18 protein-coding genes are annotated in these 23,958 nt (G+C 44.2%); 7 read left to right on the top strand and 11 right to left on the bottom strand.

Annotated features, from left to right (window positions below; all coding sequences use genetic code 11):
* Positions 1-121: 121 nt before the first annotated feature.
* From AB4558_RS13225 to apbC, 3 genes are all read right to left on the bottom strand, one after another.
* Positions 122-2,248: an AsmA family protein gene (locus tag AB4558_RS13225; RefSeq protein WP_102398545.1), complete on the bottom strand. Its 2,127-nt coding sequence runs from the start codon at positions 2,246-2,248 to the stop codon at positions 122-124.
* A gap of 106 nt (positions 2,249-2,354) precedes the next feature.
* Positions 2,355-2,996: a uridine kinase gene (udk, locus tag AB4558_RS13220; protein WP_004734002.1), complete on the bottom strand. Its 642-nt coding sequence runs from the start codon at positions 2,994-2,996 to the stop codon at positions 2,355-2,357.
* Between the two features lie 257 nt (positions 2,997-3,253).
* The gene (gene apbC, locus AB4558_RS13215; RefSeq protein ID WP_372074414.1) at positions 3,254-4,330 is read right to left on the bottom strand and encodes an iron-sulfur cluster carrier protein ApbC; all 1,077 of its coding nucleotides are present in this window, start codon (positions 4,328-4,330) and stop codon (positions 3,254-3,256) included.
* A gap of 157 nt (positions 4,331-4,487) precedes the next feature.
* Here apbC and metG point away from each other — a divergent pair, with 157 nt between their 5' ends.
* Together metG and AB4558_RS13205 are read left to right on the top strand one after the other, a co-directional pair.
* On the top strand, positions 4,488-6,548 hold the full coding sequence (metG, locus tag AB4558_RS13210; protein ID WP_048617880.1) for a methionine--tRNA ligase: 2,061 nt from the start codon (positions 4,488-4,490) through the stop codon (positions 6,546-6,548).
* 221 nt (positions 6,549-6,769) lie between these two features.
* Positions 6,770-7,249, top strand: a complete 480-nt coding sequence (locus AB4558_RS13205; protein ID WP_010437231.1) for a DUF1456 family protein — start codon at positions 6,770-6,772, stop codon at positions 7,247-7,249.
* 194 nt (positions 7,250-7,443) lie between these two features.
* Here the strand turns inward: AB4558_RS13205 and fadR are convergent, their stop codons facing one another.
* The gene (gene fadR, locus AB4558_RS13200; RefSeq protein WP_017062161.1) at positions 7,444-8,283 is read right to left on the bottom strand and encodes a fatty acid metabolism transcriptional regulator FadR; all 840 of its coding nucleotides are present in this window, start codon (positions 8,281-8,283) and stop codon (positions 7,444-7,446) included.
* A gap of 640 nt (positions 8,284-8,923) precedes the next feature.
* On the opposite strand from fadR, the gene nhaB reads away from it, so the two are divergent.
* Positions 8,924-10,516 carry a Na(+)/H(+) antiporter NhaB gene (gene nhaB / locus AB4558_RS13195; RefSeq protein WP_136973544.1) on the top strand — a complete coding sequence of 531 codons (1,593 nt, stop codon included), beginning with the start codon at positions 8,924-8,926 and terminating at the stop codon, positions 10,514-10,516.
* A gap of 427 nt (positions 10,517-10,943) precedes the next feature.
* Positions 10,944-11,453, top strand: a complete 510-nt coding sequence (dsbB, locus tag AB4558_RS13190) for a disulfide bond formation protein DsbB (RefSeq protein ID WP_102394342.1) — start codon at positions 10,944-10,946, stop codon at positions 11,451-11,453.
* Between the two features lie 127 nt (positions 11,454-11,580).
* Here dsbB and AB4558_RS13185 read toward each other — a convergent pair whose 3' ends face one another.
* Entirely contained in the window at positions 11,581-12,201 is a 621-nt protein-coding gene (locus AB4558_RS13185) for a YecA family protein (RefSeq protein WP_137002094.1), read from the bottom strand.
* Positions 12,202-12,376: 175 nt separating this feature from the next.
* On the opposite strand from AB4558_RS13185, the gene dusC reads away from it, so the two are divergent.
* A complete protein-coding gene (gene dusC, locus AB4558_RS13180) occupies positions 12,377-13,333 on the top strand; it encodes a tRNA dihydrouridine(16) synthase DusC (protein WP_017069187.1) in 957 nt (318 codons plus the stop codon).
* Between the two features lie 138 nt (positions 13,334-13,471).
* Here dusC and AB4558_RS13175 read toward each other — a convergent pair whose 3' ends face one another.
* From AB4558_RS13175 to yfbV, 3 genes are all read right to left on the bottom strand, one after another.
* Positions 13,472-14,938, bottom strand: coding sequence for a sensor domain-containing diguanylate cyclase (locus AB4558_RS13175; protein ID WP_017069188.1), 1,467 nt, complete (start codon positions 14,936-14,938; stop codon positions 13,472-13,474).
* 251 nt (positions 14,939-15,189) lie between these two features.
* Positions 15,190-16,155: an ABC transporter substrate-binding protein gene (locus tag AB4558_RS13170; RefSeq protein ID WP_017062167.1), complete on the bottom strand. Its 966-nt coding sequence runs from the start codon at positions 16,153-16,155 to the stop codon at positions 15,190-15,192.
* A gap of 302 nt (positions 16,156-16,457) precedes the next feature.
* Positions 16,458-16,910 (bottom strand): terminus macrodomain insulation protein YfbV, encoded by a 453-nt coding sequence (gene yfbV / locus AB4558_RS13165; protein WP_017062168.1) that lies wholly within the window; start codon positions 16,908-16,910, stop codon positions 16,458-16,460.
* A 341-nt stretch (positions 16,911-17,251) separates the two neighbouring features.
* On the opposite strand from yfbV, the gene AB4558_RS13160 reads away from it, so the two are divergent.
* Positions 17,252-18,448, top strand: coding sequence for an acetate kinase (locus tag AB4558_RS13160; protein ID WP_017062169.1), 1,197 nt, complete (start codon positions 17,252-17,254; stop codon positions 18,446-18,448).
* A gap of 147 nt (positions 18,449-18,595) precedes the next feature.
* Positions 18,596-20,761, top strand: a complete 2,166-nt coding sequence (pta, locus tag AB4558_RS13155) for a phosphate acetyltransferase (RefSeq protein WP_017062170.1) — start codon at positions 18,596-18,598, stop codon at positions 20,759-20,761.
* Positions 20,762-20,843: 82 nt separating this feature from the next.
* Here pta and AB4558_RS13150 read toward each other — a convergent pair whose 3' ends face one another.
* The 3 genes from AB4558_RS13150 to AB4558_RS13140 form a co-directional block, all read right to left on the bottom strand.
* A complete protein-coding gene (locus AB4558_RS13150; RefSeq protein WP_102321139.1) occupies positions 20,844-21,782 on the bottom strand; it encodes a glutathione S-transferase family protein in 939 nt (312 codons plus the stop codon).
* A gap of 198 nt (positions 21,783-21,980) precedes the next feature.
* Positions 21,981-22,967 carry a murein tripeptide/oligopeptide ABC transporter ATP binding protein OppF gene (oppF, locus tag AB4558_RS13145; protein WP_017062172.1) on the bottom strand — a complete coding sequence of 329 codons (987 nt, stop codon included), beginning with the start codon at positions 22,965-22,967 and terminating at the stop codon, positions 21,981-21,983.
* Positions 22,964-23,935, bottom strand: coding sequence for an ABC transporter ATP-binding protein (locus AB4558_RS13140; RefSeq protein ID WP_012603544.1), 972 nt, complete (start codon positions 23,933-23,935; stop codon positions 22,964-22,966). The genes oppF and AB4558_RS13140 overlap by 4 nt, the downstream gene beginning before the upstream one ends.
* Positions 23,936-23,958: the final 23 nt, after the last annotated feature.

Here is a 23,958-nt window from a genome sequence, read left to right as displayed (position 1 = left end):
GGGTTCATGGGGCGGATACCGAGTGTCATAGGGAATCTCTCGAAAGTATTATAAGCACCCAAACAAAAGCGCCATTCCTACAGTAGGAATGGCGCTTCTTTTATATACGAGTTAAAAACGTTTAGTTAAAGAAACCTTTCAATAAACCATCAACTGCTTCTTTAGTTTTCTCGTCTTTGATCTTGTCCGTTAGCTTGTTCACACCACGGTCAATTTCTTTCTGTGCTTTCTGTTTCAATACGTCATCAAAAACAAGTGCAAATTTCGGGGCTGCCCACTGACCAGTTACCTTAATTGGGATAGTCACATCTTTCAGGTCGTCGATGCTCTTACCGCCCTGACCTTCAAGTGAACCCACAATTGATGTACGCACAAGGAAGTCGACCGTTTCATTGATGAAGTTTGCTTTACCTTGACCTGTCACACGTAACAGTGGCGACTGTGCTGATAAGTCGTTAGTTGAAACCCAACCTTTATCCACTTTCAGCGTCGCTTTCATTGCACTGAAGTCCGTTTTTTGAGCTTCATTTGTGCTTTCAACTTTCTCGCCCTTGATCTTAGCGTAGTTTTCTCGAATCAGTTGAGCTACGTTGATGCCGTTAACTGCACCATCTTCAAAGTTAATCGCGATAGTACCGACTAGGTTTTTCTTGATACCCGTCGGAGTTAGACTCTTACCTTTCACGTTGACATCAATATTACCGGTACCTTCCAGCATATCGTTATCTGCAACATCAACCAGTAACGGTTGTACTTTCACGCCTTTGATTTTCTTCTTAGCCGTGTAAGTCGCTGGTGTTTTACGAGCGTCTAACTTTGCAGTAGCAGAAATAGAACCTTGGTAAAGATTCGAGGTGAATGAGGTTAGCTCTGCGATACCACGGTTAACCGAAAATGCGGTTTTAACATTCTGCATCTTCGCGTTGTTCGCCTTGAACTTATCAATCGTGATGTCACCTTTCACGTCTAACGTTTTCAGAGCCGACAGATCAGGTTCCACTTCTTTAGCTGGATCTGAACTACCAGAACTTGACGTTGAACCACCAGCAGAACCAGAAGGCGCTGTGCTCGCTGTTTCTGTTGTATTGCCTAAGCCTAAGAATTCATCTAAATCAATATTCGGGCTATGAAGAGAGAAACGAACCTTTGGTATTTCAGATAGGATTACGTCTGCTTTACCGTCTAATGCAATAGCGTTAGCTTGTAGCTTCTCTAACACAAAGCTCAGGTGGCTCTTGTTAAGATCGAAGCTTAAGTCAGACAGCATGTCGACTTTCATTGGAGACTGAGGAAGCGTGTCGCCTTTGAATGTTGAGTCTAACGTTAACTTGTTCAGCGTTACTTTTGAAATCGCGCTATCAACAGTAAGTTCACCGCCACCTTTAAGATCAAGGTCAAGGCCAGCTGCATTACCGATTACAGCGTAAGTCAGTTGGTTTACCTTATCGAACTCAAACGTATTCAAGCCAATTTTTGCTGACTCAATCGACGTCGCTGGATCATTGAACTTAGCGTTTAAGTCGATATTACGAAGTGCGTAACTTGCAAAGCCTTCAGCTAATTTGAATTCTGCACTGCCTTGTGCAGAGAACTTCTGTTGATTGTTCTCACCAGAAGCCGCAAATGTCGCGGTTGTCCATGTATCAACGGCAAACTCAGAAAGATTCAAAGACACATCGTATAGCTTAGTGAATGAACCCGCTTGCTTGTCGTCCATTTCAAACAATGCGTTTGATACAGTTACGCCTGCAAGGTTGATCGTCCAACCCGATGCGTCTGTGGTAGTTTGCTCTTGAGGGGCAGGCGCTGATTCAGAACTTGTGCCTGCTGCAGGCTCAGATTCTTGAGGCGCTGACGCTTGCGTTAGTGCATCAATGTTCTTGCGACCATCTTTAAGCGTTTCTAAATAGAATTCTGCACCATCTAGAGTAATGTTGCCGATCTCTAGTTGGTTGCTAAATAGCGGAGTAACCGAAACGTCAACGCCAACGGTATCAACCTTAAATAGGTTAGGTTGCGTAAAACCTTCAGGGTTGCGTAATTCAGTTTGACCAAGTTCAAAGCCAATGGATGGGAAGAATTGCCAGCTGATATCACCCTCGATCACTAGCTCTAGGCCTGTGTGTTTTTGGGCTTGTTCGACAATTAATGGCTTAAATTGGTTGGGATTCACTAACAGCACTAGTGCCAGAATTGCTGCAACGACAACAAACACTGGTACAGCTATGAAAATGAGTAGTTTCTTCATCCGCATATTCCTTGCTTAGATTCCAAAAGAAAGTGGCACTATAAAAGTGCCACTGATTCGGTAAAAAATAAAGCTAAGTGAGTCACTTAGGCAAAATTTTATTCGATTAAGACTTCAACAACTTCGCAATGTGCGCTTTTAGCACATCAATCGCAATACGGTTTTTACCACCACGAGGAACGATGATGTCTGCATGTTGTTTTGAAGGCTCGATAAACTGCATGAACATTGGACGTACTGTTTCTTGGTATTGCTTAAGTACAGTGTCCATTGTACGACCACGCTCTTCTACATCACGCTTAACACGGCGTAATAGACAGATGTCTAATGGTGTATCCATAAACACACTTGCGTGCATTAGTTTACGAAGACGCGGGTCTGTTAGAAGCAGAATACCCTCTAAAATGATCACTTTCTTTGGAGTAAGTGTAGTCGTTTCAGAAGTACGTGTGTGCTCTGTGTAGCTGTATTCAGGAACTTCTACGGCGTTGCCACTCATTAGCTGCTGTAGATGTTCACATAAAAGATCATGATCTAGTGCATTTGGGTGATCGTAGTTAGTTTTAACACGCTCTTCCATACTCAAGTGGCTTTGGTCGCTGTAATAGCAATCTTCCGTGATAACACCAATTTGATGGTCGCCTACTTTTTCGCGCAATTCATTATAAATTGTACTAGCAATCAGACTTTTTCCTGAAGCTGAAGCGCCAGCGATACCTACGATGACACATTGATTATTATCAGACATTAATTTTGCACCCGATATGGTTTGGTGGTGGGAAGAGATAAACCGCCTGATTATAGGGGCTAAAGCACATAGATTCTAGTCGCCATTTTAGCTAATTGCAGTCAAATTGATGATATCAATGCATTTAATGAATGCAATCGTTTGCTTTCAAATAACTTGCCTACAACTATTTGCACAACCCCAATGGCTATCAGCCTAAATCCAACCGCTATTTATCTAATCCAACATGATTAACACAACTTTTTGATTATCTTTCGCTATTCAACCAAAGAAAAGTTAATCGCTTCTGGTCTCGCCTTGCCGGTCCAGAACATCTTCGCAGCCACATTCTCTGCAAGCTCTAAGTAGTGACGTGTATGTTCACTATCTGGACGACGAATCACCGTCGGGCAACCTGCATCGATATCTTCTCGCACATCAATATGAAGAGGGATCTGTGCCAAAATATCGAGGTAAAACTCTTCTGACATAGCTTCGGCACCACCAGCACCAAAGATATGCTCTTTCTCACCACAGTGACTACAAATATGATAGCTCATGTTTTCAACTAAGCCTGCGACTGGCACACTCACCTTATCAAACATCGCTACGCCTTTACGTGCATCCGCTAGCGCCAAATCTTGAGGAGTGGTCACCACTACAGCCCCGGTCACTGGGATCTGTTGCGATAACGTCAGCTGAATATCGCCCGTGCCCGGTGGCATATCAATAACTAGATAATCCAACTCTGGCCATACGGTTTCGTTAACAAGCTGACCTAAAGCCTTGGCCGCCATTGGACCGCGCCAAATCGCAGCGTCATCTTTCGACACAAGATAACCGATAGAGTGAGTGAAAATACCGTGCGCTTCGATTGGCATCATCCACTTGTTATTCTGGACTTCTGGTTTCGCATCTAATTGGCCAAGCATCATAGGTACAGAAGGACCATAGATATCCGCATCCAACAAGCCCACTTTTGAACCAGACTTAGATAAAGCCAAAGCAAGGTTGACTGAAGTGGTCGATTTACCCACCCCACCCTTTGCAGATGTCACGGCGATGATGTTCTTCACCCCCTTCAATGGTGTCGCAACCGTGGTTTCTAACGCAGACGGCTTCACCTTCACTTCAAACTGAAAAGCGCTAACAAGCTGTTGTTCAATCTGAGAGTGAATCCACTGTTCCAATTCAACCGCAAGCTGATTAGCGGCAAAAGGTAAGGTGATAATAAATGATCCACGCGGATCAACCGATACAATATTTTGGTGTAGCGCCCACTCTGGGATGAGGATTGGTGACTCGAACTCATTCAACCATGAACAGAAATCTTGCTTAGAAGTAAAGTTACGCATTGGGACTCCTTTTTTTATTTATGCTATCACCCACGAGATGAAGACTGAACCCCTAAAAAACTAGGGGAATCCTTAGTCTGATACCTTGGCGTATCACACGTTATAAAGTAGTATTACCTCTCAAATTTATACCTATCAAAAAAGCGAATTATTAAGTATGGCAACTGATCCAAGACAACTTTTGGTAACTTGTGCGCTTCCGTACGCTAACGGCTCTATTCACCTTGGCCATATGCTTGAGCATATCCAAGCTGATATCTGGGTTCGATACCAGCGTCTACGTGGCAACACTGTAAACTTCATCTGTGCTGACGATGCTCACGGCACGCCAATTATGCTTAAAGCTCAACAGATGGGTATCACGCCAGAAGAGATGATCGCTGCTGTTAGTGAAGAGCACCAAAAAGACTTCGCTGGCTTTGATATCAGCTTTGATAACTACCACAGCACACACAGCGACGAGAACCGTGAACTGGCTTCTCACATCTACCTAGAACTTAAAAAGAACGGCTTCATTTCTAGCCGTACTATTTCTCAGCTTTTCGACCCTGAGAAAGAGATGTTCCTACCAGACCGCTTCGTAAAAGGTACTTGCCCTAAGTGTAAGTCAGAAGACCAGTACGGTGATAACTGTGATAACTGTGGTGAGACATACAGCCCAACTGAGCTAATTAACCCTAAATCAGCGGTTTCTGGCGCAACTCCAGTAATGAAAGACTCTGAGCACTTCTTCTTCGACCTACCTCAGTTCGAAAGCATGCTTAAAGAGTGGACTCGTTCAGGCTCTCTACAGAATGAAACTGCAAACAAAATGCAGGAATGGTTTGAGTCTGGTCTGCAACAGTGGGATATCTCACGTGATGCACCTTACTTCGGCTTTGAAATCCCAGGCGAAAAAGACAAGTTCTTCTACGTATGGCTAGACGCACCTGTTGGCTACATGGCTTCTTTCAAGAACCTATGTGACAAACGTGACGATCTAAACTTCGATGAATACTGGAAGAAAGACAGCACAACTGAGCTTTACCACTTCATCGGTAAAGACATTGTTTACTTCCACAGCCTATTCTGGCCAGCAATGCTAGACGGCGCAGGTTTCCGTAAGCCAAACAACGTATTCGTACACGGCTACGTAACAGTGAACGGTGCGAAGATGTCTAAGTCGAAAGGCACATTCATCAAAGCAAGCACGTACCTAAACCACCTAGACCCTGAGTGTCTACGTTACTACTACGCTGCGAAACTAAACAGCCGCATCGATGACTTAGATCTTAACCTTGAAGACTTCACTCAACGTGTAAACGCTGACGTAGTAAACAAGATTGTTAACCTAGCTTCTCGTAACGCTGGCTTCATTACTAAGCGTTTTGAAGGCAAGCTAGCTGCTGAATTTGCAGAGCCTGAGCTATACAACGAATTCGTTGCTGCTGCTGAGCGTATCGGTGAGCTATACGAAACTCGTGAATTCAGCCGTGCTATCCGTGAAATCACTGCACTAGCGGATAAAGCTAACCAGTACATCGACGAAAAAGCACCTTGGGTTCTTGCAAAAGAAGAAGGCAAAGAAGCTGAGCTTCAACAAGTTTCTTCTGTAGGTATTAACCTATTCCGCGTACTGATGGCTTACCTGAAACCAGTGATGCCAGAGCTTGCAGCTCGCACTGAAGCTTTCCTAAACGAAGAGCTAACGTGGGAAGCGATTGCTACTCCGCTAACTGATCACGAGATCACTAAGTTCAAAGCGCTATTCAACCGCATTGACCCTAAGAAAGTGGAAGCAATGGTTGAGTCTTCTAAAGAAGATGCAGCCGCTGAAGCAGCAGCGAAAGAAAAAGCAGAAGCTGAAAAAGAGCAAGCAAGCCAAACTGAGCTAGACAAAGAGCCAATCGCAGACGAGATTGAGTTCGATGCCTTTGCAGCAGTAGACATGCGTATCGCTCGTATCATCTCTTGTGAAGAAGTACCAAAAGCGAACAAACTACTGAAGTTCCAACTAGACATCGGTGGTGAGACTCGCCAAGTATTCTCTGGTATCAAATCAGCATACAAACCTGAAGAGCTAGAAGGCAAGCTAACTGTAATGGTAGCAAACCTAAAACCTCGTAAGATGAAGTTTGGTATGTCTGAAGGCATGATCCTAGCAGCGGGCCCTGGCGGCAGCGACCTATGGATCCTTGAGCCACACGAAGGTGCTCAACCTGGTATGCGTGTAATGTAATTCTGACTCCAGTCAGATAACAAGCACCCATCACTAAATCCCTAATGCATTTTTGACTTGAAAGAGTTAATCAGCATTGGGGATTTTTTATATCTACCGAAAATTAGCGTTCTCTGTTAGAGTCGCCGTCAACTATGCTATGTAGAGTAGAAATTGGTTCGTCGACAAAAATAGGCTAAACCAACACCTCTTTACTCTAAAACCCTTTTTAGGAATCCCCAGTGACTAACAACGAAATCTTGCGTCGTATTCAACACGCACTAAACCTTAAAAATGCACAAATCATCAAAGCTATCGAACAAGCTGATGTGACTGTTGCTCATGACCAAGTGATTAACTGGCTAAAAGATGACAACGACAAGTCATGCTCTAAGATGAAAGATAAAGAGTTAGCGGTATTCCTAAATGGTTTCATCAACCTTAAGCGTGGCAAAAAAGAAGGCGAGCAACCTAAACCTGAAGTTGCACTGACGAACAACATGATCTTCATGAAGCTTCGTATCGCATTGAACATGAAAGCAGAAGATGTTTTGGACGTACTAGAAGTGGTTGGCATTAGCTTGAGCAAGTACGAAATCGGCGCTTACTTCCGCAAGCCAGAAAACAAAAACTACAAAGTGTGTGAAGACCAACTACTTTGCGATTTTCTAAACGGTGTGCAATTTACCAACCGTCCAGACTCAGAAGAGTTTGCGGGTTAAGTTACTACTCCTAGATAAATTTTAAGTTGCTACACATAGATAAATTACTCGTCATAGGTAAGTAACTGACCCACTGATAATTTTCTAGTAACGACAGATAAATAAAAAGCGGCGAGATAATTGAATTATCTCGCCGCTTTTTCGTTTTCTTTACGTCACTGACTAAACAGGAACAACAATAGTAAACCTATGCCTTAGCTGTCGTCTTCAGTGAAGTTCGTCGGCAATGTCGTTTTCATTTCATTCCAAACTTGTGCACTTGCGATACCGTAGTTACGAATCACTAATGGCAAAGTTTCGCGCTCGCCACTTTCACAGATAATGAACAACTCTTTATAAAAGTCCATCGCTAAACGTCGTGCTTCTGGGTTAGAGAAGTAGTAGCTACCGATACGGTCATAAAGTTTACGCACACCGTTAAAGATCAGGCCGTAAATCTGGTTGCCTGAGTGGAATGCCAAACGTTGGAAAAGCATGTAATCATAGAAGTTGAAAGTCTTCGCGATTAAGATCGTCTGACGTTTCGCTTCATCTTTTTCTGAATCTTCTTTTACCGCTTGTTTGATCTTGTCAGCGTATGGCGACGATTCTAGGAACTCATCCCAAGTTGGTGCCGCAAGTAGCGCTTCACAAGATTCAATCACGTTACTGATAGTACGCTCTGAAGCTTCTTTGTTTGCTTTGAATGCATAACGCATAAAGATCGGGCTGATATTAGTACGAGCAGCAAGCAGGTCTTCTACCATTTTGCTTGCGTTATCAACGTCCAACGTCATTAGCGTATCAAGGATATGAAGACCTGAGGTTTCCATAAACTGGTTAACTTTAGTTGGTTTGCCATGTTGGATTGTCAACCAACCATCACGAGCAAGACGTTGTAGTACTTCACGAAGCGTAGTACGTGTAACACCAATCAGCTCAGAAAGCTCACGCTCTGCGGGCAAGATAGAACCTGGAGGGAAACGGCCATTCCAAATACTTTCAATGATATACTTCTCTGCAAATCCTGCCGGGCTCTTCGCCTTAATGACCATCTACACTTCAATCCAATTTAATTATTCTGTTCTAATTTACTCATCATACCACTAGTTCACACCTAGCGGAAACACCCTCAAAAATTTTACTCACCCTAAACACCGTTAGAGTTATAACTCTAAAGTTCAGCACACGTTTGCACCTCAGGTTTGTAAAGCAAGCGACTCTAAACCACCATTTAAACAAACCGTTAACACAACAATTTTTCTTTAAAATCAATGGGATTGGTCATATTTTTAAAGCTATTAATTTGCAATATTAAGTTGTAATAATCATATATAAGCCGTCGTTATTCTGTAATTTTCAATCATTTCGCTGAAATATTGATTCTAGTCGGTTTTTATCACATTTTAAGTGGTATGCTTGCGCTACTTTGATCGCGTTTCTCAACAAAAAAGAGGTATTTTTAGGGCTACAGGGCTTTTCCTGTTGACTAAATGTTATCTAAGAGTAAAGTTGCGCTCAAAAATAAGCAGTGCTTGAGTTTCTAAGGGAGTGACTTGGCAAGACCACAGAACATTACATGGAATGTAGTTTTTCTAAGTCACTGTTAGTTATAGTTTTTAACAATTTCTATAGCTCGATTCTCAAAATGTTGTATTGCTTGTCTATTCATAATCAACATAAAAGAGTATTAACATGCCGATGTCTCTCGGAAACGCTTTTATCAAGAACTTCCTTGGTAAAGCTCCTGATTGGTATAAACTTGCCATCATTTCCTTTTTAATCATCAACCCGTTTGTTTTCTTCCTAGTTGACCCATTTGTTGCGGGCTGGCTATTGGTGGTTGAGTTTATTTTCACTCTAGCTATGGCTCTCAAATGCTACCCACTTCAACCGGGTGGTCTATTAGCTATTCAAGCAGTCGCCATTGGCATGACCAAACCAGAAATGGTTTATCACGAGCTGCAAGCAAACCTTCCTGTATTACTCTTGCTCGTATTCATGGTTGCTGGCATTTACTTCATGAAAGAACTGCTTTTGTTCATTTTCACGAAGATCTTGCTTGGCATCCAATCTAAAATTTTACTCTCCGTTGCCTTCTGTGTTGCTGCCGCTTTCTTATCAGCATTCCTAGATGCACTAACAGTAATCGCCGTAGTTATTAGCGTTGCGGTCGGCTTCTACTCTATCTACCACAAGGTTGCATCAGGCAAGGGCACAACGTCTTCGCACGATCATACTCATGATGAAGAGATCTCAGAGCTAACTCGTGATGACCTAGAAAACTACCGTGCTTTCCTACGTTCACTGCTAATGCACGCTGGTGTGGGTACAGCACTGGGTGGTGTAATGACCATGGTAGGAGAACCACAAAACTTGGTAATTGCTAAGCAAGCAGGTTGGGAGTTCGGTGAATTTATCATCCGTATGCTGCCAGTAACACTACCTGTTTTCTTCTGCGGTATTTTAACTTGTGCACTTGTCGAGAAATTCAAAGTGTTTGGTTACGGTGCTCAACTACCAATGAATGTTCGCCAAATCTTAGTTGAGTTTGACAACAAAGAACGTGCAAACCGCACAAAGCAAGACGTAGCAAAACTATGGGTTCAAAGTGCAATCGCAGTTTGGCTTATCGTCGGCCTTGCACTTCACGTTGCTGAAGTAGGTTTGATTGGCCTGTCTGTGATCATCTTAGCTACAGCATTTACGGGTGTTATTGAAGAACACTCTATGGGTAAAGCCTTTGAAGAAGCGCTGCCATTTACTGCACTTCTTGCCGTTTTCTTCGCTGTTGTTGCTGTGATCATCGACCAAGCTCTATTTAAGCCAGTCATCGATGCAGTACTTCACGTTGAAGATAAAGGCGCACAGCTCGCACTCTTCTATATTGCCAACGGTATTTTATCGATGGTTTCAGATAACGTGTTCGTCGGTACGGTTTACATTAACGAAGTGAAAACTGCACTGGTTGAAGGCATCATCACTCGTGATCAGTTCGACCTACTTGCTGTTGCTATCAACACTGGTACTAACCTACCTTCTGTTGCAACGCCAAACGGCCAGGCTGCATTCCTATTCCTATTAACATCAGCACTTGCTCCGTTAATTAGATTGTCTTACGGTCGCATGGTTATCATGGCGTTGCCATACACCATCGTATTGGCACTGGTTGGCCTAGCAGGCATTGTGTTCTTCGTAGAGCCAATGACAGCATGGTTCTATGATGCAGGTTGGATCATTCAACGCACTGGTGAAGTCGTTGCTCCAGTTATCTCTGGTGGTCATTAAGCTAAACATTGTGTCGCAAACCACAATAAGTGTATCGAGGGCGTGTTGACCTTTCGAGCTGATTTTTGCAGCGAGTTGCTGGGTATTTATACAAGGCAGAGGCTTTGATGTGTAGCTAGCCTACATGAGAAGCCGATAACGTAGTAGAAATGACCAGCAAACACTGCCCGAAGGGTTCGAGCTGGGCGCCCCCGCAAAAAGCGTTTTACTCTTTGTTGAGGGGGATTTGCTTAGAATGACTAGGCTACTTCCCCCTCGCCGCGATTAAAACGCTTTTATCTCGAACAAAATTTAATCGCGAAAGGTCAACACGCCCTAGCTAATCAAAAATATTAGTTGATTAGGAAACTTATCCAAGATAAAAAGCTCTGAGTAATCAGGGCTTTTTTATTTTATAGACAGGATTCAATTCGTGAACTTTTTAGCAATGATCAAAGACTTCTCTAAGGGACGTTTATCTTGGCTTTTACTGCTGGCTTTTATTGTCTTTTTTGAAGCGTGCGCTCTCTTCTTCCAACACGTGATGATGCTTGGTCCTTGCGTGATGTGTATCTATGAGCGCGTTGCTATGCTCGCTATCGGTGTTGCCGCCATGATTGGTGCGATTGCTCCGAATAACCCAATATCACGCTGGTTAGGCCTTGCTAGCTGGGGGTTTGGCGCATACAAAGGTTTGATGCTTGCTTTAGAGCACGTCGATTACCAGTTCAATCCGTCCCCTTTCGCAACCTGCGACTTATTCGTAACCTTCCCTAGCTGGGCGCCTTTAAACCAATGGGCTCCGTGGATGTTTGAGGCTTACGGCGATTGCAGCAAGGTTGTGTGGCAGTTCTTCGATCTTTCTATGCCTCAGTGGCTAGTAATTATCTTTGCAGGTAACTTGGTTGCTTTCGGTATTGTGGTTATTTCTCAATTTGTGAAGTCGAAAAACGACTAACAGTAAGCCGTTGACACTTGGACAACAAAAAAGTCGACCACGAGGTCGACTTTTTTATTACTTAAGCTTTTGAACATATTAAGAGAGTCTGTTATTCACACAAACTAAGTTGCTCAACAAGCCGTGATTAGCTGCTTTTACCGCAGCATTGTTTAAACTTCTTGCCGCTTTCACAAGGGCAAAGGTCGTTTCGACCAATGTCTTTAAACGGGTTCACGCTCTGGGACTTATTGCCCAACATAGCTTCATCCGCTGCCATTGCCACTTCTGAGATCATCAGATCGACTTGACCCACTAAATCGGCAAGCGATGGTGGGTTAGTAAGCCCTGCAGCGATCATTTGTTGTTGAGTTTGCTCTTCATCAATCGCAAGCATCAAGGTGGTTAAGAGCGCTTGCAACATGCGCAGAGTACCATCCGCGACTGTCACGCTCTGCCACTGCTCTTCCACTGTTGGCCAAACCATCATGAAGCCTTCAGAAAAATCAGCGAACTGTTCGTTAAAGTCACCTTCAGCCAGTACGTCTGTTAATAGGTATTCATTACGCTGAATCAGGTTGTGCTGGCGATTAATCTGTTCTGTCACCGTTTTTACCAGCTCTTTACCCGCTTCAGGCGCAACGATAACCAGCCACTCTTCTGGATCGAGTGGTTTGGTCGCTAAGTTAGAGGCAAGGATTGCACCTTCCATAAACTGCGGAGTAATGTCAGTGATTGATTCTGGTAGGCTTAATAATTGATATGTCATGAAAGCTCTGGATATTGGGCATTTTCGATATTATAACGCCATCCTCCCAAAGATGTCGCTATTAAGAGACGAAACCATCATTAAGACATGCACCACACTCATAGTGACAATTCTGTAAGCACACCGTACAATCACGCCTCGAATTTTTCGGTTCATTCAGTTTTGGTAAAGCAACATGCGCGTAATACTTGGCCCTATGGAGGGCGTTCTAGACCACCTAATGCGTGAAATTCTCACAGAGATTAATGATTACGATCTCTGTGTGACAGAGTTTGTGCGCGTCGTAGATCAACTTCTTCCCCCGCATGTGTTCCACCGTATTTGCCCTGAGCTACATCAAGGCTCTCAGACCATGGCTGGTGTGCCAATCCATCTCCAACTTCTAGGGCAACACCCAAATTGGATGGCCGAGAATGCTTTTCAAGCTGCTAGCTTAGGCGCGAAAGGGATCGATCTTAATTTTGGTTGCCCAGCAAAAGCGGTCAACAAAAGTAATGGTGGCGCTTCATTGCTAAAAGAGCCAGAGCTCATCTATCAAGTGGTGAACGCCTGTCGAGAAGCGGTACCGGCACACATTCCTGTGTCCGCAAAGATTCGATTAGGTTGGGAGCATCCGGAAGAGTGCTTTGAAATCGTCGATGCCATCGAACAAGCCAAAGCTGACGAACTCACCGTGCATGCAAGAACCAAAGTTGGCGGCTATAAAGCCAGCGAAATCAAATGGGACTTCATCAATCAAATAAGAGAAAAAACATCTCTGCCGTTGATTGCTAATGGGGAGATCTGGAACTATCAAGATGGTCAAGATTGCATAGAAGCAACAGGCGTCGATTCATTAATGGTCTGCCGTGGTGCTTTCAATATTCCAAACCTTGGTAACGTCGTTAAGCACAACCACCAGAAAATGCCGTGGGATAAAGTCATTGAACTTTTGCTGCGCTATTCAGAGTTTCAAATTAAAGGGGACAAAGGCATGTACTACCCCAATAGAGTGAAGCAGTGGTTTGTTTATCTAAGTAAAGGCTACCCTGAAGCGAACGAACTGTTTAAAGAAATTCGTACTTTCAAAAAGGCGCCACCGATTGTAGAACGCCTTCAGCGTTATCAAGAAGAACGCCGCCAACCTGTTTAAGATTATGTTTAGGGTTAAATACCCAACGCTACAAACGTGTTTACCGGTGCAAATAAGCTTTGCTTGGTAGACACGTTCGCTCTTCCCTCTTTCATTTTCATTCTCATTTTCATACAAAGCATCGATTCAATAACGTGGTTAAAATTTAAGACGGTCTTTGCCCGTCGTCTTAGCCACGTACAGCTTTTCATCGGCGTACTTAAATATCTCATCGAAGTTAAGTTTACTTTGCTCAGTTTCAACAATGCAGACACCGCCAGACACCGTAAATCCATTTGGAATAATGTCGGCTGAAGTGGAACAAATCGCATTCTTCACTCGCTCTAATGTTCTCATCAAAGTTTCACGATCTTCGCCTTTCATATAAACGACAAACTCTTCACCGCCAAACCGTGCTGCAACGTCACTGCTTCGAATACTGTTGCTGATCTGACGCGACATATAACGAATCACATCATCCCCCTTATCGTGGCCGTAGGTGTCGTTAATTGACTTAAAATCATCAATATCGAAGACGGTTAATGCAAACAGTTGATCGTGCTCTACACTGCGCCAGAACGCTTCTAAGCCACGACGATTCAATAACCCTGTCATAGGGTCTTTGGCTGCGAGATCTTTGAAGTAACCACGTTCAATATTGGAATTGACGTAGAAGAAGATGGTTACTGAGAACAGATACACAATGATGGCAACAATAAGGCTGTCTTTCTCGTAGACGAAAAAGTGCTCAACCTCTTTCGCGATGTCTAATTTGTAATACATCGCATGGTGAGACGAGACACCATCCAGTTTGATCTCGTGATAAAAAGCCGCAGAATCTACCGGAGTCGCTAAAGTGGTATCAATGATATCGATCCGACCTGCAAGATGCTCATTCGAGTTTGCGAGCAGCTTGTCAGCATTAATATCCACCGACAGCATCCCTTGGTGAACGCCTTTATGGAATACAGGGATCGTCATACTGATTATACGGTCAAGGGAATCAAAACGATAACCAGGGCCTGAAAGGGTAAGTTGGTCAGGGTTGTTGGCTGTTTTCTGCCAATAAGGACGACTCTTTATGGTCGAGAGTAACTCTTTGCTCAGCCCTTTGGCAAAACCTTCAGGTGAAGAGATCACATAGCCGCTCGTATCAATAAAGTGCACGCCGGCATGGTATTCATCAAGCTGGGATAAAAATGAAAGAATAGGAGCTAACGCTATTTTTTCTGACGCGCTCTTATAACTATCACTGCTTTCAGAACAAAGAGACTCTTGACCAATTAGCATATAGTCGATATCGACAGAGGGAATGTCTGAGGTTTTACCGTCGGCAAGTAGCAATACATCAATAGGCCAGATTTGGCAAAGACCATCCACAACATGTTTGTTGTGATCAAGAAAGAGAGGGTTTCCTGATTTATAATAGTTGGAGAAGCTGTAGTCTAGGGCTGTCGCCACTTTTGTGGTTCTTTTGAACACATCTTCAATACGATGAAACTCACTACTGATATCTTTTTCTACCGCGTCAAAATGATTCTTTCCTATTAGGCCAAGTAACATCGCGGCGATCACAGCGGGAAACCCGAAAACAAAGGTTAGGCTAAAGTGCCTATTTACTTTCATATAATGTGCTCTTAGCGTTCAGCTATTTTCATTTTCCCCATTAATATTATTACATTAATCGGCAATTCGCTCGACGTAAAATAATGTAAATTGATATTAACGACACACCTAACGGTCAAATAACCGCTTACAAATGAATAAAATAGAGAAGCGCCAACATATAGAGCAGGTGAGTTTGTTATCTGAGCCCATTTCAATGCTGTTAATAATATGACTTATGGCCTATTAGCTCACCTAACACCAAACTCAATTCACCGGCTAATGACCGCACGCTCAATCACAGATTGAGGCACTGTCACGCCAAGCTCACGAGCAGCATCTAGGTTGACCACCAGCTGAGAGCTCTGCGCAGTTTTGACACTCAACTTCCCGGGCTTCTGTCCTTCCAGAATGGCTGCGACATAATCCGCGGTCTGAACCCCAACATCATAATAATCTAGACCTAAACCAGCAATCGCTCCCTTTCCGACATAAGATGTGGCGCCTGCGACGACTGGCGTATCTGCATGGTTAGCCGCTTTGATAAGACCCTCCATGCCGCTTGCAACCGTATTATCGGTCAAGGCATAGATAACATCGGACTTCTTAGCAATGGATTCTGCTTTTGCTTCGACATCGTCAACAGTCAGCGCTTTTTCGGTGTGAAGTGTATAACCGAAATCTCGAGTTGCCTTTCTCAATAACCCAACTAACGCAACGGCATTTGCTTCTGCTGGGTTGTAAACTACACCGATTGAATTAGCTTCAGGGAGCAGTTCTTTGATTAATGACACATGCTGAGTGATCGGAGATAAGTCAGAAAGCCCCGTGACATTACGCCCCGGCTTTTCTAATTGTTTAACGAGCCTAGCGCCGATAGGATCCGTAACCGCGGTAAACACGATAGGAATCGAGCGAGTCGCCGACACTAAGGCTTGTGAAGTCGGTGTCGCGATACCAACAAGTACATGTGGATTTTCACTGACGAGCTCTCTGGCAATCTTGGCTGCCTGAGCCGGGTTACCATTCGCCATTTCATAGGAGAATTCTAAGTTCTTACCGGGTTCATAACCATTGGCTCTCAATCCTTCAAGAAGCCCTAAACGTGTCGCATTCAGATCTGGATGGTCAACAACTTGTGAAACCGACACTTTGGCAACGTTTGCCATTGCATTGCCAGTCCATAGCAACATCAAGCAACTTAAAACCGCTGCCAATACCTTTCTTACAGAACTCATTATCGCTCCCTGAATCAAGCTCTACCCGTCATTACTCGCTCAAAGAGAACAACATCAAAATCACTATTGACATTATTACCAGTAACCATTGATAACTTGAAGTGATATTTAACAAAAATACAACAAGGCTCGAGTTATGTGAGAAAGGTTATATTGACTTCGGAGGAAGGTAAGAAACCAAGTGAATAAGGACAGGTAAGCTAAACGGAAAGTAAGCGAGGTAACAAAAAGAGGAGCAAATCTGAGAACAAGCTATAGAAGATGAATAGTTGTTCTCAGACAAGAGGGAGAGCTGGGATTCTTTAGAACCAACGCTCCATTGAGGATTTATCTAACTGACGAAAGGCACGATTTAAAATGATTGCCAATTCTTTATAGCGAGGGCGCGGCTTCATAGGCTCTAACGCAAAACCCGTTTCAGTGATCTTTTCATGCAGTTCGCGGTACCACGATACTAGCGCCGGCGGAAGTTGTGTATTTGAGCGATTGCCCAACCACCACATACCTTGAAGCGGCAAGCTGATCGCAAACAAAGCCATAACCACAGCCTGTGGCATCGCTTGGTAATTATTAAAGACCATTTGTGTAAGAACACTGATAGCGGCAATCGCAGGCATCACTTTCACGCCAAAGCGGGTCGCTTTAATAATGCGTTGTTCTGGGAAGATCGCGTTTAACTCTTTTCGGACGGGCCAGAGATCCATGTACTTTTGGCCATCTTTTAAACTACTAGCTAAACCAACTCTATTGCTCATATGAGTCTCCCATTAAAAAAAAGTTGAAATCATCAACTAAAAACACAAAAATTTGACGAAAAATAATATTCTTTCAAATTTTTTTGTTATATTTGCACAATATCGCTATTATTTGCAGACCTCAATCTCATTGTTGCCCTTATTTACAATTTAAGCAACTTTGAGAAGACTTCTGCAAGGAATGCACAAGCCTCTTTTTGATAAAGAGCGCTTTCACTTTATACGGAAATTAACGTTTTTTTGACCAAGGTTAGTACGCAAGCCTATGTGCTTCGACTATTCTTGAGATTAATTTTCATCCTTAACTGATTTCGATCAGAAAAATAAACAGGTAGTCATTAATGTCTAAGCTAGTTTTAGTTTTAAACTGTGGTAGTTCTTCTCTTAAATTCGCTGTTGTTGATGCAGAAACAGGTGCAGAGCACCTAACTGGTCTTGCTGAGTGTCTAGGTCTTCCAGAAGCTCGTATGAAGTGGAAACTTGATGGCAAGCATGAAGCACAACTAGGCGCGGGCGCAGCTCACGTAGAAGCACTATCTTTCATGGTAGAAACTATTCTTGCTTCTAAGCCTGAGCTTAAAGCTAACCTTGGCGCTATCGGTCACCGTATCGTACACGGTGGCGAGCAGTTCACTTCTTCTGCACTTATCACTGATGAAGTTCTTAAGGGTATTCAAGACGCTGCGACTTTCGCACCTCTTCACAACCCTGCTCACCTTATCGGTATCGAAGCGGCTCAACAGAACTTCCCTGGTCTACAAAACGTTGCTGTTTTTGACACTGCGTTCCACCAAACAATGCCTTCTGAGTCTTACCTATACGCTCTACCGTACAACCTGTACAAAGAGCACGGCATCCGTCGTTACGGCATGCACGGTACTTCTCACCTATTCATCACTCGTGAAGTTGCAGGCCTACTAAACAAGCCAGTTGAAGAAGTTAACATCATCAACTGTCACCTAGGTAACGGCGCTTCTGTATGTGCAATCAAGAACGGTAAATCTGTAGACACTTCTATGGGTCTTACTCCTCTTGAAGGTCTTGTAATGGGTACTCGTTGTGGTGACCTAGACCCTGCAATCATCTTCCACCTACACGACGCACTTGGTTACTCTGTTGAAGAAATCAACAACATGCTAACTAAAGAGTCTGGTCTTGCTGGTCTAACTGAAGTGACTTCTGACTGTCGTTTCGTTGAAGACAACTACGGTGAGAAAGAAGAAGCAACTCGTGCAATGGACGTGTTCTGTCACCGTCTAGCTAAGTACGTAGCTGGTTACACTGCAACTCTAGAAGGTCGTCTAGACGCAATCACTTTCACTGGCGGCATCGGCGAGAACTCAGGCCCAATCCGTGAAATGGTTCTTAACCGCCTAGGCATCTTCGGTATCGAAGTTGACGGTGAAGCTAACCTTAAAGCTCGTTTCGGCGGCGAAGGTACTATCACTACAGCTAACAGCCGTATCCCTGCAATGGTTATCTCTACTAACGAAGAGCTAGTAATTGCTGAAGACACTGCGAAACTAGCAGGTCTTTAATTGATTTTCCTGACTAGCTTCATTCGAAGCTAGTCAGTTTTTCATATCAAGAAAATGGGGCTCAACTTCTATTCCTACCCCAATTTAAATATCGGTGGGAATAGCAGTTGAGCTTTTTTTATTTCCAATAGTCAAAGGTGTTCGTCAATGTCACGTACTATTATGCTTATCCCTACAAGCGCTGGTGTTGGTCTTACTAGTGTTAGCATGGGTGTTCTTCGCGCTATGGAGCGTAAGGGCGTAAGTGTTTCTTTCTACAAGCCAATCGCTCAGCCTCGCAGCGGTGGTAACCAACCAGATCTAACGTCTACTATCATCAGCGCAAACAGCGACATTAAGATTGGTGAGCCAATCGCAATGACTAAAGCTGAAGCTTTGATCGGTAGCGAAAAAATGGACGAGCTTCTTGAGTCTGTTGTTGAGCAATACAACAAGATCAACAAAGACGCAGAAGTTACGCTAATCGAAGGTCTAGTACCTACTCGTAAGCACCCATTTGCTAACCAAGTGAACGCGGAAATCGCAAAAACACTTGGCGCGGAGATCGTATTCGTTGCGACTCCTGGTACTGACAACCCTACGCAGCTTAAAGAGCGTATAGAAGTAGCATGTTCTAACTTCGGCGGTACTAAGAACAAAAACATCAAAGGCGTAATCATCAACAAGCTTAACGCTCCTGTTGATGAGGCTGGCCGTACTCGCCCTGACCTATCTGAAATCTTTGATGATGCAGACAGCGCTCAGCAAGCGAACCTTGAAGTAATGCAAATCTTCAACTCTAGCCCTATCCGTGTTCTTGGCTGCGTGCCATGGAGCATCGATCTAATCGCAACTCGTGCGGTTGATATGGCTAAGCACCTTAACGCTGAAATCGTTAACGAAGGTGAAATCTCAACTCGTCGTATTAAGAGCATCACTTTCTGTGCACGTTCTCTACCGCACATGATTGAGCACTTCAAACCAGGCTCACTGCTAGTAACTTCTGCAGACCGTCCTGACGTTATCGTTGCTGCGGCTCTTGCTGCGAAAAACGGTGTTGAGATTGGCGCAATCCTGCTTACTGGCGGTTACGACATTCCAGAAAGCATTGCTAACCTTTGTGCACCAGCATTCGCTTCAGGTCTACCGATCTTCAAGGCTCAAGGTAACACTTGGCAGACATCTCTAAACCTACAGAGCTTCAACCTAGAAGTTCCTGCAGACGATAAAGAGCGTATCGAGTTCGTTAACGATCACGTTGCAAGCCACATTGATGGCCCTTGGATTGATTCTCTATCTGAAGGTACTCAAGGCATCCGTCGTCTAAGCCCACCAGCATTCCGTTACCAGCTAACTGAATTTGCTCGTAAAGCGGCTAAGCGCATCGTTCTTCCTGAAGGTGATGAGCCACGTACAGTTAAAGCTGCGGCTATCTGTGCTGAGCGCGGTATCGCAACGTGTGTACTTCTAGGTAACCCTGAAGAAATCCGTCGCGTTGCAGCGCAGCAAGGTGTTGAGCTTGGCGCTGGCGTTGAGATCATCGATTCTGCATCAGTTCGCGAAAACTACGTAGCTCGTCTAGTAGAACTTCGTGGCGCTAAAGGTATGACTGAAGTTGTTGCTCGTGAGAAGCTAGAAGATTCAGTATTCCTAGGTACTATGATGCTTGAAGCTGGCGAAGTTGACGGCCTAGTTTCTGGTGCTGTTCACACAACGGCGAACACTATCGTTCCTCCATTCCAGATCATCAAGACTGCTCCTGATGCTTCTATCGTATCTTCGATCTTCTTCATGCTTCTGCCTGATCAAGTTCTTGTATACGGTGACTGTGCGATCAACCCAGATCCAACAGCTGAACAGCTTGCTGAAATCGCTATCCAATCTGCAGATTCTGCTGCGGCATTCGGTATCGACCCACGCGTTGCTATGATCTCTTACTCTACTGGTGAATCTGGTAAGGGTGCAGACGTAGATAAAGTACGTGAAGCAACGAAACTTGCTCAAGAGAAGCGTCCTGATCTAGTGATCGACGGTCCTCTACAGTACGATGCTGCTATCATGGAAAACGTTGCTGCTTCTAAAGCACCGAACTCTCCAGTAGCTGGTAAAGCGACTGTATTCGTATTCCCAGACCTAAACACTGGTAACACGACTTACAAAGCGGTACAACGTTCAGCAGATCTAGTATCTATCGGTCCAATGCTTCAAGGTATGCGCAAGCCAGTAAATGACTTGTCTCGTGGCGCTCTAGTAGACGACATCGTTTACACAGTAGCTCTAACGGCTATCCAAGCAGACCAAGCTGCGCAAGCTGAAGAAAAAGTAGTTAACTAATTTTCTTTTTCAGAAAGCAAAAACCCTAGATGTTTATCTAGGGTTTTTTTACGCCTGAAGAAAAGCGGATTAATTAATGATTCTAACCACGTCCGTGAGGCGAATCTAAATCCAGATCAGGCCCTTTAGGCACCACTTGAGTCGGGTTGATGCCCGTATGGCTGTAATAGTAGTGGCGCTTGATGTGGTAGAAATCCGTCGTCTCTTTAATACCTTCTATTTGATAGAGCTCTTTTAGATAACCTTGGATATGTTTGTAATCCGCAATTCGTTGCTTGTTACACTTGAAGTGACCCACATACACAGCATCGAATCGAACCAAGGTCGTGAACAACCGCCAATCCGCTTCAGTAATCTGCTCTCCCGCTAAATAACGTTTCTCACTAAGATGCGCATCCACTTTATCTAACGCTTCAAATAACGCTTCATACGCCTCTTCGTAGGCTTCTTGTGTTGTCGCAAAGCCGGTTCGGTATACGCCGTTGTTGATGTTTGGGTAGATATAATCATTCCACTCATCAATCTTCTTGGACAACTCCCACGGGTAGTAATCATCGGTGTTACCCGTTAGCTCATTAAACTCTGAGTTAAACATGCGAATGATTTCAGACGACTCGTTACTCACAATGGTGTTGGTTTTCTTATCCCACAGCACAGGTACCGTTACTCTACCCGAGTAGTCAGGCTTGGCTTGAGTGTAGATTTGGTGCATGCGGGTATGGCCAAATAGAGGTTCAGGTAACCCCATTTGCCAACCTTCACTCATCATGTCTGGGCAAACAACCGTCACGTCAATGTGATCGGTTAGGTCTTTCAGCTCACGGAAGATAAGGGTTCGGTGCGCCCAAGGGCAAGCCAATGATACGTATAAGTGATAACGGCCGCTTTCAGGCTCAAACTGCGCGCCCGGTTTGTTCTCTATCCAGTGACGAAAGCCCGCATCTTCACGAACAAACTTACCACCGCTTTCTTTGGTGTCGTACCACACATCGTGCCAAACACCTTCAACTAACTTACCCATATCCAAACCTCTGTCATCGAAACTTTTCTCTAGTATAAAAAAAGCCAACTTTTTCAAAACTAGAAGAAGTTGGCTTAGTTGTTCGAATATTTTGATGAAGCTTGTTGAGCGAACCAATAAGCCTAAGACAAAAAAAGCGCGACTCTAATAACTAGTCGCGCTTAAGCCTGTCACAGGCTGAACCGTTTTAAATAGGCTCTAGACTTGTACGTGCAAGCAAGATACTGCGTGAACGTCATCGCCTTGAATCGTTGGCTTAGTTTGCGCACACGCCTCTGTTGCTTGTGGGCAACGAGTACGGAACACACAACCTGATGGCGGATTGATTGGCGATGGGAGATCACCTTCCAACATCTGAATGGTTTTGCTGCGCTCTAAGCGTGGGTCTGGAATTGGAACTGCAGACATCAACGCTTTGGTGTATGGGTGCTTAGGATCAGAGAACAATGCATCTGATTCGCCAAGTTCTACCGCATTACCTAGGTACATCACCAATACGCGATCAGAGATGTGTTTAACAACCGACAAATCGTGCGCGATGAATACCAAAGACAAACCAAGTTCTTTCTGTAGCTCTTTCAGAAGGTTAACTACTTGAGCTTGGATAGATACATCGAGTGCAGAAACCGGTTCATCACAGATGATCATCTTAGGCTTCAAGATAAGCGCACGTGCAATACCAATACGCTGACACTGACCACCAGAGAATTCATGTGGGTAACGGTTGATTACGTTGGGTAGTAGGCCAACCTTTGCCATCATCTCTTTAACTCTGTCCTTCACTTCTTGTTTAGAAAGTTCAGGAAAGAAAGTCTCTAGAGGCTCAGCAATGATATCGCCTACTGACATACGTGGGTTAAGCGACGCTAGCGGGTCTTGGAAGATCATCTGAATCTCTTTACGAGTCTCACGACGCTTCACTTCCTGCATCTTAGTTAGGTCTTGACCTAACCACATCACTTGCCCTTCAGTCGCTTCAACCAAGCCGATAATCGCACGGGCAAAAGTCGACTTACCACAACCAGACTCACCTACTACACCAAGCGTTTCGCCTTCGTAAAGGTGAACATCAACCCCATCAACCGCTTTAAGGTTTGATGGTTTTGCCCAAGGCCAAGCAGACTTAGCTGCAATGCTAAAGTGAACTTTCAGGTCTTTAATATCTAATAGTAATTCTTTACTCATTTTGTCCAAGTCTCCCAGTCTGAAAAACAAGCACGCTGACGGTCTTTAGCAAATGGCTGCAAAATCGGTGCTTCTTGCTTACAACGGTCCATTACACGGTGACAACGGTCTTGGTAAGGACAACCTGTTGGTAGGCGAAGTAAGTTAGGTGGGTTACCTGGAATCGTCGGTAGAATTTCACCTTCGGTATCCAAACGAGGAATCGCTTTAAGCAGGCCTTCCGCGTATGGGTGGCTTGGCTCGTAGAAGATTTCATCAACCGTGCCGTACTCCATTGTACGACCCGCGTACATCACAAGTACTTTGTCACAAGAACCAGCAACAACACCCAAGTCATGGGTGATCATAATGATTGCTGTATTGAACTCATCTTTTAGTTCGTTCAGCAATTCCATGATTTGCGCTTGAATGGTTACATCCAGTGCCGTTGTTGGTTCATCAGCGATAAGCAATTTAGGACGACACAGCAGTGCCATTGCGATCATCACACGCTGACGCATACCGCCCGAAAACTCGTGCGGGTACATAGTGATACGCTTGCGTGCTTCAGGGATTTTCACCGCTTCAAGCATGCGTACTGATTCTTCAAACGCTTCTGCTTTACCCATGCCTTTATGCAGCATAAGTACTTCCATCAGCTGGTCACTTACTTTCATGTAAGGGTTCAGTGAGGTCATTGGATCTTGGAAGATCATCGCGATCTGTTCAGCACGAACCTTGTTCAGTGCTTTTTCAGGCAGGTTGAGAATTTCATTGCCTTCAAACTTTGCACTGCCTGAGATGATGCCGTTCTTAGCCAGCAGCCCCATCAGTGCAAATACCGTTTGTGATTTACCTGAACCCGACTCACCAACAATACCCAGCGTTTCGCCTTGGTTAAGTGAGAAGTTCAAGTCGTTTACTGCGGTTACGATACCATCTTGTGTGGTAAATTCGACGCGCAGATCTTTGACATCTAATAAGCTCATTATTGCTTCCTTAATCTTTTATA

Source organism: Vibrio sp. 10N.222.51.C5, from assembly GCF_041474575.1.
Classification (GTDB): Bacteria; Pseudomonadota; Gammaproteobacteria; order Enterobacterales; family Vibrionaceae; genus Vibrio; species Vibrio crassostreae_C.
The sequence above is the reverse complement of the archived record's forward strand: the minus strand, read 5'-3'. Positions and strand labels throughout refer to the sequence as shown.